Source organism: Haemophilus sp. oral taxon 851 str. F0397 (assembly GCF_000242295.1).
Lineage (GTDB): Bacteria > Pseudomonadota > Gammaproteobacteria > Enterobacterales > Pasteurellaceae > Haemophilus.
On the sequence record NZ_JH591067.1, the window covers coordinates 15,439 to 27,500 of the forward strand.

At 37.9% G+C, this 12,062-nt stretch carries 10 protein-coding genes; 6 read left to right on the top strand and 4 right to left on the bottom strand.

What is annotated here, in order from left to right; genetic code table 11:
• Positions 1-54: 54 nt before the first annotated feature.
• The 4 genes from holA to yggU form a co-directional block, all read right to left on the bottom strand.
• On the bottom strand, positions 55-1,089 hold the full coding sequence (gene holA, locus HMPREF9096_RS07840; protein ID WP_009499721.1) for a DNA polymerase III subunit delta: 1,035 nt from the start codon (positions 1,087-1,089) through the stop codon (positions 55-57).
• The gene (gene lptE / locus HMPREF9096_RS07835; protein ID WP_032803226.1) at positions 1,089-1,592 is read right to left on the bottom strand and encodes an LPS assembly lipoprotein LptE; all 504 of its coding nucleotides are present in this window, start codon (positions 1,590-1,592) and stop codon (positions 1,089-1,091) included. Before lptE ends, holA begins: the two co-directional genes overlap by 1 nt.
• 95 nt (positions 1,593-1,687) lie before the next feature.
• Entirely contained in the window at positions 1,688-4,273 is a 2,586-nt protein-coding gene (leuS, locus tag HMPREF9096_RS07830; protein WP_009499723.1) for a leucine--tRNA ligase, read from the bottom strand.
• 127 nt (positions 4,274-4,400) lie between these two features.
• On the bottom strand, positions 4,401-4,688 hold the full coding sequence (yggU, locus tag HMPREF9096_RS07825; protein WP_009499724.1) for a DUF167 family protein YggU: 288 nt from the start codon (positions 4,686-4,688) through the stop codon (positions 4,401-4,403).
• Positions 4,689-4,840: 152 nt separating this feature from the next.
• Between yggU and uppS the strand changes: the two genes are divergently transcribed.
• The 6 genes from uppS (at position 4,841) to lpxD (ending at position 11,948) form a co-directional block, all read left to right on the top strand.
• Positions 4,841-5,560, top strand: coding sequence for a polyprenyl diphosphate synthase (uppS, locus tag HMPREF9096_RS07820; protein WP_009499725.1), 720 nt, complete (start codon positions 4,841-4,843; stop codon positions 5,558-5,560).
• Between the two features lie 21 nt (positions 5,561-5,581).
• On the top strand, positions 5,582-6,448 hold the full coding sequence (locus HMPREF9096_RS07815; protein WP_009499726.1) for a phosphatidate cytidylyltransferase: 867 nt from the start codon (positions 5,582-5,584) through the stop codon (positions 6,446-6,448).
• Positions 6,449-6,457: 9 nt separating this feature from the next.
• A complete protein-coding gene (rseP, locus tag HMPREF9096_RS07810) occupies positions 6,458-7,789 on the top strand; it encodes a sigma E protease regulator RseP (protein WP_009499727.1) in 1,332 nt (443 codons plus the stop codon).
• Positions 7,790-7,810: 21 nt separating this feature from the next.
• Entirely contained in the window at positions 7,811-10,189 is a 2,379-nt protein-coding gene (gene bamA, locus HMPREF9096_RS07805) for an outer membrane protein assembly factor BamA (protein WP_009499728.1), read from the top strand.
• Positions 10,190-10,301: 112 nt separating this feature from the next.
• Entirely contained in the window at positions 10,302-10,910 is a 609-nt protein-coding gene (locus HMPREF9096_RS07800) for an OmpH family outer membrane protein (protein WP_009499729.1), read from the top strand.
• A 12-nt stretch (positions 10,911-10,922) separates the two neighbouring features.
• The gene (gene lpxD, locus HMPREF9096_RS07795) at positions 10,923-11,948 is read left to right on the top strand and encodes a UDP-3-O-(3-hydroxymyristoyl)glucosamine N-acyltransferase (protein ID WP_009499730.1); all 1,026 of its coding nucleotides are present in this window, start codon (positions 10,923-10,925) and stop codon (positions 11,946-11,948) included.
• The last annotated feature ends 114 nt before the right edge of the window (positions 11,949-12,062 follow it).

Here is a 12,062-nt window from a genome sequence, read left to right on the forward strand (position 1 = left end):
TGCCGATGTGGCATTTTATTATACCATTTTAGTGCAAAAAAAAAACAATAGCGATTACAAACAAATTTTCACAGACAAATCAGCGAGTTTAATCCACACTTCATCGCTAAATTCTTGTTTAGCAAGACGTTCAATATTGGCGAGTTCTTGGATAATTTCGTAGAGCTTTTGATAGGTTAAACGTTGAATCGCACTTAAAAAGAGCGGTCGGCGATTTTGCCAGATTTTTAGACGGTCAAATTCAGTCTTAATTTGTTGAATTGGAAGTTTTTCCGTTGTCACAATACGTTGCTGTGGTTTGGTAAGTTCAAGCAACGTAAATAATTCTCGCTGTAGTATGCGTAATAAAATAACAGATTGCACATCTTCAGCTTGTAACCCTTTTAAAATTCGTTTGGCACGATTTGCCTTTCCAACAAGCAACGCATCAATCCATTGAAATGGTGTAAAAATTGAGGATTGTTCCACCACGCTAATAACACGATTGTAATTAAGTTTATGATCGGGATGAAGTAAATCTAAAAGCTGCAAAGTTTGCTTGAGTGCGAGCAGATTGTTTTCATAACTATAACAAAGTTGTTGGATTGCTTCATCATCAGCGTCTAATCCCATCATTTTGGTACGATTTTTTACCCAGCGAGGGAGATTTTCAGCTGTAGGCGTTTGGCAATTTACAAGAATCGCACTGGTTTCATATTGGTTTAGTTCAATAAACCATGCTTGGTTTTCATTTACTTTTGCTAGCTTTGCAATTTGTAAAATCAGCAAGATATCGTCATGTAGAACCGAAATAAATTCTTGCAGATTTTTCTGTAAAAGTGCGGTGAAATTTTCAGGTAAATTTAATACCATGACTTGTTTATTAAAAAACAATCCCATGGACTGACAGGATTCTATGAGTTGTGCCCAGTCAGTTTGGCTATCAATTTGAATGTTATTTTTCTCATCGAATCCTTGTTGGTTGGCTGTTTTATAAATGGCATCTTCACTTTCACTCAGTAACAATGGATCTTGCCCTACCAAAAAGTAAACTTTAGCTAAACGTTGGGAAAGATGTTGATTCAATTGCTCTGGGAAGATGCGATTCATTATTTATGTTTAACCTGTTTTTCTAATACAACCATTTTGGTAATAAGCTGACGGGCAGCTTGTTCCCGCATATCATTCCAAATTACTTCTCGTTCGGCGGATTTAGCTAATGCTGCGCGAGAGTTATCAAAGAAAGTGCGGTTGACTTTTGCCGTGATTGGGTGGCTTTCACCATTCGCTAAACGAATGCTTGCTTCCACTTCTAACATCAATACTTTTTCAGCTTCGCGACCGCGTTTAAATACCGAAGCGACTTCATCATTTTCGCGGAATTTATTGATGCGCAAAACAGGAATGCCTTGAGTAGAATTGACGAGTTGAACATTGTTCGCTTGTAACTGATTACGCATCGCAACTGACATTTCGCTGTATGGATCGGGGCTTTCAAATGTAAGAGTACGTAATTCTTGTGGAATTAATGTACCGTTTTGAAAATGCCAGCCGCAAGCAGAAAGCGCGGTAATGCTTGCAACAATGAACAATGCTTTGATTGATTTAATCATAAAAATTACCTTTATTGTGGAGTGTATAAATTTAAAATCCATACACTAATAAAGAGAGAATCTGTGAAATATCAATATTCCACAGATTCTACGGATTATGGTTTAACCACAAAATTCAACATTTTTAATGGAATATAGATTTCTTTAAGAATTTCCTTTCCATCAAGGAATTTTGCAACATTAGGATCTGATTTGGCTGCGTCTTTAATTTCTTCTTCTGAAGACGTTGCAGGAACAGTCACTTTTCCACGAACCTTGCCATTTACTTGCACAACAATGAGTTTTTCATCTTCTACCATTGCGGCTTCATCAGCTTTCACCCATTCAGCGGTATCGATGTTGCTTTCATTTCCTAGCGCTTGCCATAATTCAAAGCAGATATGTGGCGTAATTGGATAAAGCATACGAACAACTGCACTTAACGCTTCCGCCATGACCGCACGATCTTGATCGCTTTCTAAGGAAGCCTTAGTCAGTTTATTCATCAACTCCATTACTGCTGCAATTGCAGTATTAAATGTTTGACGGCGACCAATATCATCACTCACTTTTGCAATGGTTTTATGTACTTCACGACGAAGCGCTTTTTGTGTTGCTGAAAGTGCGGTGATATCTAGGCTAGTTTTTGCTGGATTTTGTTGATATTGATATACCAAATTCCAAACACGTCCTAAGAAACGTTTCGCACCTTCTACGCCAGATTCTTGCCATTCCAAGGTCATTTCCGCTGGGGAGGCAAACATCATAAAGAGACGAACAGTATCGGCACCATATTTCTCTACCATTTCTTGTGGGTCAATACCGTTATTTTTGGATTTCGACATTTTGGTCATGCCACTATGGACTAGTTCACGCCCTTCAGGATCGGTGGCTTTAATGATGCGACCTTTCTCATCACGCTCAAGGGTCACTTGAGTTGGACTTACCCAAATACGCTCGTTGGTCGGACTGGTGTAGTAGAAGGCATCTGCAAGCACCATACCTTGACACAATAATTTATCGGCTGGTTCGTCACTGGTTACAAATCCTGCATCGCGTAATAATTTGTGGAAGAAACGGAAGTAGAGCAAGTGCATTGTTGCGTGTTCAATACCACCGATATATTGATCCACTGGTAGCCAATAGTTTGCTTCTTCCGCATCAAGCATGCCATTTTGATATTCTGGACAAGTGTAGCGCGCGTAATACCAAGAGGATTCCATAAAGGTATCAAAGGTATCGGTTTCTTTTAATGCAGGTTCACCGTTGAAAGTGGTTTTCGCCCAGTTTGGATCCGCCTTAATCGGGCTTTTCACGCCATCCATTACCACATCTTCAGGAAGAATAATGGGTAAATCTTCCATTGGTGCAGGTACTACATCGCCATTTTCAAGGGTTAGCATCGGAATTGGGGCCCCCCAATAACGTTGGCGAGAAACGCCCCAGTCACGTAAACGGTAATTCACTTGACGTTTTCCAACACCTAATTTTTCTAATTTATCTGCAATGCCGTTGAAAGCACCATCAAAATCTTTACCATTAAATTCAGCTGAGTTAATGAGTTTGCCGTGTTCAACGAAAGCTTGTTTGGTTAAATCAATTTCTTCATCAGCAATGGGTTCAATAACTTGCTTGATTTGTAAACTGTATTTTTGAGCAAATTCAAAGTCGCGTTGGTCATGAGCAGGAACTGCCATGACAGCACCTGTGCCATAGTGCATTAACACGAAATTCGCAACCCAAATTGGTAATTTTTCACCCGTCAATGGATGAATGGCAAATAAGCCCGTTGCCATTCCTTTTTTCTCCATTGTCGCAAGATCAGCTTCTGCTACTTTGGCGTTTTTCGCTTCTTGGATAAAGGCGGCTAATTCGGGATTGTTTTGAGCTGCCAAACTAGCTAATGGATGTACTGCCGCAATGCCTAAATAACTCACACCGTAAAAGGTATCTGGACGGGTGGTATAAACCGCTACTTTTTCGTTGGTATCTGCAACATCAAAGGTAATTTCTACCCCTTCAGAACGACCGATCCAGTTGCGTTGCATGGTTTTTACCATGTCAGGCCATTGTGGAAGGGTATCTAAACCACCTAATAATTGCTCTGCATAGTCAGTAATTTTTATAAACCATTGTGGGATTTCTTTTTGTTCCACTGGTGTATCACAACGCCAGCAACAACCTTCGTGTACTTGCTCGTTTGCGAGTACGGTTTCATCATTCGGACACCAGTTTACGGTTGAGGTTTTTTTGTACACTAAGCCTTTTTTGTAAAGCTCAGTGAAGAACCATTGTTCCCATTTGTAGTATTCCGGTTTACAGGTTGCGATTTCACGATCCCAGTCGAAACCAAAGCCTAAAAGCTGAAGTTGTTTTTTCATGTAGGCGATGTTTTCGTACGTCCATTTAGCAGGCGCAGTTTTATTTTTGATCGCCGCACCTTCTGCCGGTAAGCCGAAAGCATCCCAACCAAATGGTTGTAATACGTTTTTGCCTAGCATGCGTTGATAACGAGAAATTACATCACCAATAGTGTAGTTACGCACATGCCCCATATGCAGGCGACCCGATGGATATGGGAACATAGAAAGACAGTAATATTTTTCTTTAGATTCGTCTTTGATTGCTTTGAAAACTTTATTTTCTGCCCAATATTGTTGAACCTTTGGTTCGATCATATCGGGGCGATATTGTTCTTGCATAAAATCACCTTAAATTTTAACCGCACTTCTGCAGCATTTTGACAATAGAAAATGTGGCATAGAATACCGTAAAACCGCATAAATTGATAGGGTGAGAGTCCAAAGTGCGGTGATTTTTTCTTTGTTTTTACAATAGATTTTGAATTTCTTTTGGAATTAATTTGGGTTCAGGAATCCAAACTTGTTTGTGTCGGCTCAATTCCCCTTTTTCTAAAATAATACTGCTTTTGGGTACTTTGAAGGATTTACTTAAAAATTTCAATAAATGCGCATTTGCTTGACCATCAATGGGTGGCGCAGTAATGGTAATTTTTAGTTCATCATCGTGAATGCCAGCAATATGATCTTTACTGGCTTTTGGCTGTAAGAATATTCTTAATCTAATACCGTCTTTATTTTGTTCAATCGCAGGCATAAATTCTTCGTTTTGCTTATTTTTCTTTATTATAAAAATGAATTATGTAAAAAATAAAGTGTAGATTAGGGCTCGCTAATCCATAGCAAGCAAATACAACTTATGATATAGTTCACAGCCGAATTTATAGGGATCTTTTTATAATAAAAATAATGATAGAACTCGATCAAAACAATATTCCAAAACACGTTGCCATTATTATGGATGGTAATGGGCGGTGGGCAAAACAGAAAAATAAAATGCGTATTTTTGGTCATACTAATGGCGTATCTGCCGTTCGCCGTGCGGTAAGTTATGCTCGCCAAACTGGCGTGAATTTTCTTACACTTTATGCCTTTAGTAGCGAAAATTGGAATCGACCAGAGCAAGAAGTCAGCGCGTTAATGGCGCTTTTTATGCAAGCTTTAGATCGCGAAGTAAAAAAATTACATAAAAATAATATTCGGCTGAAAATTATTGGCGATGTATCTCGTTTTAGTGAATCTTTACAAGAAAAAATTGCAAAAGCGGAAAATTTAACAGAAAAAAATACCGCACTTACGCTCAATATCGCTGCAAATTATGGTGGATGTTGGGATATTGTACAAGCGACAAAACAACTTGCAGAAAAAGTAAAAAATAATGAAATGAGCGTTGAAGAGATTGATGAAATTGCTTTTCAGCGTCATTTGGTTACACAAGATGAACCACCCGTTGATCTATTGATTCGTACCAGTGGTGAACAACGAATTAGTAATTTTTTATTATGGCAAACTGCATACGCAGAACTTTATTTTTCTGATGTGCTGTGGCCAGATTTTGATGAGGCGGAATTTAACCGCGCCATCGCCTGTTATCAACAACGTCATCGCCGTTTTGGTGGGACAGAATAATTCAATAAATGGATTAAAATTATGCTTAAACAACGAGTTTTATCTGCCATTGTGTTAATCGCAGCGGTGTTATGTGCGCTATTTTTATTCACGCCTTTTTATTTTGCCCTCGCTTTAGGGGCAGTAGCGACTTTAGGCGTTTGGGAATGGACTCAGTTTGCCCGCCTTAAACAGCCTTTAGCGCGTTTTTGTGTTGCTGCTTTTTTAGGTGCCTTTATCTTTTTATGGCTCTATACTGAGGGCAACTATTTAGATGCGGGTCGTGTGTTTGAGCAGCATCTTCAGCTTTTATTGATGAACGCTGTTGGTTGGTGGATTTTAGCTTTATTGCTTGTAGTGAGTTATCCTAAATCAGCTAAATTTTGGTCTGAAAATCCTCTTTTACAGCTTTTATTTGCTTTTTCTACTTTAATCCCATTTATCGCGGCTGTATTACGTTTACGTTTAGAACACTATACCCATGATCCTTATCACGGCTTATTTTTATTACTTTATGTATTTGTGCTTGTTTGGGCGGCTGATTCTGGTGCTTATTTTAGCGGACGCGCATTTGGTAAACGTAAACTTGCGCCAAAAGTTTCACCAGGTAAAAGTTGGGAAGGCGTTGTTGGTGGTTTAATTACTGCGTTAGTGCTTGCTTTTGTATTTATTTATTTCTCTGGCGATGCTTTAGTTGGTGAGCGAAATATTACTGGATTTGTTATTCTTTCTGTTGCAACAGTTGCAATCTCTGTGTTGGGTGATTTAACTGAAAGTATGTTCAAGCGTGAGTCTGGTGTGAAAGACAGCAGCCAATTAATTCCGGGTCATGGTGGCATATTGGATCGTATTGATAGCCTAACAGCAGCGGTACCTTTTTTCAGCTACTTCTATTTCTTTGTGTTATAAGGATTCTGAATGTCATTTTTGTGGTCGCTAGGTTCTTTTGTCATTGCTATAGCGGTATTAGTATCCGTTCACGAATATGGTCACTTTTGGGCTGCTAGAAAGTGCGGTATAAAAGTCCATCGTTTTTCAATTGGCTTTGGTAAGGTAATTTGGAAACGTGTCGATAAGCATGGTACAGAATTTGCTGTTTCAATGATTCCTTTAGGCGGCTATGTAAAAATGCTTGATGGACGTAATGAAGCGGTTCCAGTTGAACAAAAGTCACAAGCATTTGACAGTAAAAGCGTATTACAACGCGCATTTGTGATTATCGCAGGTCCTTTGGCAAATTTTATTTTCGCGATTTTTGCTTATTTTGTCCTCTATCTTTATGGAATGCCAAGTGTTAAACCTGTGATTGAATCGATAACGCCAAGTTCAATTGCTGCACAAGCGCACATTGAACCCAATACGCAAATTCTAGCGGTTGATGGTGAAGAAACTCAAGATTGGGAAACCATCAATATGCTACTTGCCACAAAAATGGGGGAGCCTAATGTTGAGATTACCCTTTCTTCTTTTGGTTCCAATATTGAACAACAACGTACTTTAAATCTTACAAATTGGACTTTTGATCCTGAAAAAGAAAGTGCTTTTGAGGCATTAGGGATTATGCCTATGCGTCCTAAAGTGGAAATGGTGCTTTCTAAAGTTGTTCAAGGTTCTCCCGCTGAGAAAGCAGGTTTACAAATCGGTGATAAAATTTTAAAAGAAAATTTAACCGCACTTTCTTGGCAAGATTTTATAAAACAGGTCGAACAAGGCAAATCTTTTTCTATTAAAGTTGAACGTAATGGGGAAACTCTTGACAAAATTATCACTCCAGTGCGTAATCAGAGTGGAAAATGGTTTGTAGGCGTGAGTCCTACTTTTATAAAATTAGGTGATGAGTACCGCACAGAGTTAAAATATGGTATTCTTGAATCAGTTCAAAAAGGTATTGAAAAAACAACTCAGCTTTCTCTTTTAACATTAAAAGTATTAGGAAAACTGATTAGCGGTGATTTGTCATTAAATAATTTAAGTGGGCCAATTTCTATTGCTAAAGGTGCGGGAGCATCATCAAGTATTGGATTTATTTATTTTTTGAGTTTTATGGCATTAGTCAGTGTTAATTTGGGTATTATGAATCTATTTCCGTTGCCTGTGTTAGATGGTGGCCATTTGGTTTTTCTTGCAGTTGAAGCAATAAAAGGAAAACCTATTTCTGAACAGGTACAAAATGTCTGTTATCGAATTGGTGCGGCGTTGTTGCTAACATTAACAGCGTTTGCGTTATTTAATGATTTTTTACGTCTATAATTTTTATATAGGATACAGTCGATGAAAAAACTTCTCATAGCAAGTTTATTATTCGGTACAACGGTAAGCGCATTGGCTGCGCCTTTCGTTGCTAAAGAAATTCGTATTGAAGGTGCGCAAGGTGACCTAGAGCAGTCTATTCTTGCAAGTTTGCCTGTGCGAGCAGGACAGCGTGTAACAGATCAAAATGTTGCTAATATTGTTCGCTCGTTATTCGTAAGTGGTCGATTCGATGATGTGAATGCACATCAAGAAGGCGATGTACTTGTTGTTAGCGTTGTGGCTAAATCGATCATTTCAGATGTTAAAATCAAAGGTAACTCTGTTATTCCAACTGAAGCACTTAAACAAAACTTAGATGCTAACGGGTTTAAAGTTGGCGATGTTTTAATTCGAGAAAAATTAAATGAATTTGCAAAAAGTGTGAAAGAGCACTATGCAAGTGTAGGTCGCTATAACGCAACCGTTGAACCTATTGTAAATACGTTACCAAATAATCGTGCTGAAATTTTAATTCAGATCAATGAAGATGATACAGCAAAATTAGCATCATTAACTTTCAATGGTAATGAATCTATTAGTAGCAGTACGTTGCAAGAGCAAATGGAATTACAACCTGATTCTTGGTGGAAATTATGGGGTAATAAATTTGAAGGCGCTCAGTTCGATAAAGATTTACAGTCAATTCGTGATTATTATTTAAATAATGGTTATGCTAAAGCACAAATCACTAAAACTGATGTACAGCTAAATGATGAAAAAACGAAAGTAAATGTAACCATTGATGTAAATGAAGGTTTACAGTATGACCTTCGAAGTGCTCGTATTGTTGGTAATGTGGGTGGTATGGCTTCTGAACTTGAACCGTTACTTTCTTCATTACATTTAAATGACACTTTCCGTCGCAGTGATATCGCCGATGTTGAAAATGCTATTAAAGCAAAATTGGGTGAACGCGGTTACGGTAGTGCAACGGTGAATGCTGTACCTGATTTTGATGATGCAAATAAAACGTTAGCAATTACTTTTGTTGTTGATGCTGGTCGACGTTTAACTGTTCGTCAACTACGCTTTGAAGGAAATACTGTTTCAGCAGATAGTACTTTACGTCAAGAAATGCGCCAACAAGAAGGGGCATGGTATAACTCGCAATTAGTTGAGTTAGGTAAAATCCGTTTAGATCGTACAGGATTCTTCGAAACCGTAGAAAACCGAATTGATCCTGTAAAAGGTACGGATGACGAAGTCGATGTTGTGTATAAAGTTAAAGAGCGTAATACAGGTAGTATCAACTTTGGTATTGGTTACGGTACAGAGAGTGGTATTAGTTATCAAGCTAGTGTCAAACAAGATAATTTCTTGGGAACTGGTGCTTCAGTTAGCCTTGGTGGAACGCGTAATGACTATGGTACTAGCGTAAATTTAGGTTATGTTGAGCCCTATTTTACGAAAGATGGAGTCAGTTTAGGTGGAAATGTTTTCTTTGAAAACTATGACAACTCTAGAAATGACACATCTTCTAATTATAAACGTACGACTTATGGTGGTAACGTTACTTTAGGTTTCCCTGTAAATGAAAATAACTCTTACTATGTAGGATTAGGTTACACCTATAATAAAATTAGTAACTTCGCGACAGAATATAGCCGTGAACTATATATGAAATCAATGAACTTTAATGGAAATGCCATTAAAACAAACGACTTTGATTTTTCATTCGGTTGGAACTATAACAGTCTCAATAGAGGATATTTCCCAACTAAAGGGGTTAAAGCGAGTCTTGGTGGACGAGTTACTATTCCTGGCTCAGACAATAAATATTATAAATTAAGTGCAGATGTTCAAGGTTTCTATCCATTAGATCGAGATCATCGCTGGGTAATGTCGGCAAAAGCATCTGTTGGCTATGCAAATGGATTTGGTAACAAACGCTTGCCATTCTATCAATATTATTCTGCGGGCGGTATTGGCTCTTTACGTGGATTTGCATATGGTGCTGTTGGACCTAATGCTATTTATTTAAATCCAACCCAAAATAAATGGGTGCCAAGCACAGATGTTGTGGGTGGTAATGCAATAGCTACAGCTAGTGCAGAGTTAATTGTGCCAACTCCATTTGTAGGAGATAAAGGCCAAAATTCTGTTAGAACCTCATTATTTGTGGATGCGGCAAGTGTATGGAATACAAAATGGAAATCCGATAAAGCATTAAACGCAAGTATTGCTGCGTTAAATTTACCTGATTATGGAAAAGCTAGTCGAGTTCGTGCCTCTGCTGGGGTTGGTTTCCAATGGCAATCACCTATTGGACCGTTAGTGTTCTCTTATGCTAAACCGATCAAAAAATATGAAAATGATGATGTAGAACAGTTCCAATTTAGTATTGGTGGTTCTTTCTAATTTAAATTGAACTTTTTTCATCATTTAAATTCAAAGATAACATTCTCTGCCTAATTTTATTAGGCAGAGAAAACATTAAACAAACCACTATTTAATTAAGGATATTTATCAAATGAAAAACATCGCAAAAGTAACCGCACTTGCTTTAGGCATCGCGCTTGCTTCAGGTTATGCTGCAGCGGAAGAAAAAATTGCTTTCATTAATGCAGGTTATATTTTCCAAAATCACCCAGATCGCCAAGCGGTAGCGGATAAACTTGATGCTGAATTTAAGCCTGTAGCTGAGAAATTAGCTGCAAGTAAAAAAGAAGTTGATGATAAAATCGCAGCTGCGCGTAAAAAAGTAGAAGCAAAAGTTGCAGCTTTAGAAAAAGACGCGCCTCGTTTACGTCAAGCTGATATTCAAAAACGCCAAGAGGAAATTAATAAATTAGGCGCGGCTGAAGATGCTGAATTACAAAAATTAATGCAGGAACAAGATAAAAAAGTTCAGGAATTCCAAGCACAAAATGAAAAACGTCAAGCAGAAGAGCGTGGTAAATTATTAGATAGTATTCAAACTGCGACAAATAATTTAGCAAAAGCTAAAGGTTATACTTATGTGCTTGATGCAAATTCAGTTGTATTTGCGGTAGAGGGTAAAGACATCACAGAAGAAGTATTAAAATCTATTCCTGCTAGTGAAAAATCAGCACCTGCTAAAGCAGAAGAGAAAAAATAATAGGTTCTCATAATGCAAAAATCCTATTCTTTACAAGAATTGGCAACTCAAATCGGCGCTACCGTTCGCGGTAACGCCGATGTTGTTGTTGAGAATATCTCTCCACTCGATAAAGCCCAATCAAATCAACTTACTTTTATTTCTAATGCAAAATTTCGTGCATTATTGAAAGATTCTAAAGCAGGAATTTTGGTTGTTTCTGAAGAGGATGTCGAATACTGTTCTTCAGAAAGCAATTTACTTATTGTTAAAGATCCTTATGTAGCTTACGCAATTTTGGGTCAATATATGGATAGCACACCAAAGGCTGCGCAAGGCATTGCAAAAAGTGCGGTAATTTTTGATAGTGCTTCTTTAGGTGAGAATGTTTCAATTGGCTCCAATACAGTGATTGAGGAAGGTGTCGTACTTGGTGATAATGTGATCATTGGTCCAAATTGCTTTGTTGGTAAAAATACCAAGATAGGTTCAGGCACTCAACTTTGGGCTAATGTAACTGTTTACCATAACGTTGAGATTGGCACTAATTGCTTAATTCAATCAGGAACAGTCATCGGTAGTGATGGTTTTGGTTACGCAAATGATCGTGGCCGCTGGATTAAAATTCCACAAGTAGGTCAAGTAATAATTGGTAATAATGTTGAAATTGGTGCAAATACCTGTATCGATAGAGGCGCATTAGATGCAACAATTATTGAAGACAACGTTATTATCGATAACCTTTGTCAAATTGCACATAATGTTCATATCGGCACAGGTACAGCGGTTGCTGGTGGCGTTATCATGGCGGGTAGCTTGACTGTTGGGCGCTATTGCTTAATTGGCGGTGCAAGTGTGATTAATGGCCATATGGAAATTTGTGATAAAGTCACGATTACTGGAATGGGAATGGTTATGCGCCCAATTACAGAGCCTGGCGTATATTCCTCTGGTATTCCATTGCAAACGAATAAAGAATGGCGTAAAACAGCGGCACTGACGTTAGGTATTGATGGAATAAATAAACGTTTAAAAGCGTTAGAAAAGAAAGTTTCTTAATTTTTTCTGAAGTTTTATGACAAAATCCACATTTTAAAAGTTTACTATTAAAGTGTAGATTTTTTATTTTACTAAACGTAACTAAAAAGTTTAAGTCCGTTAATTAAGCACAAC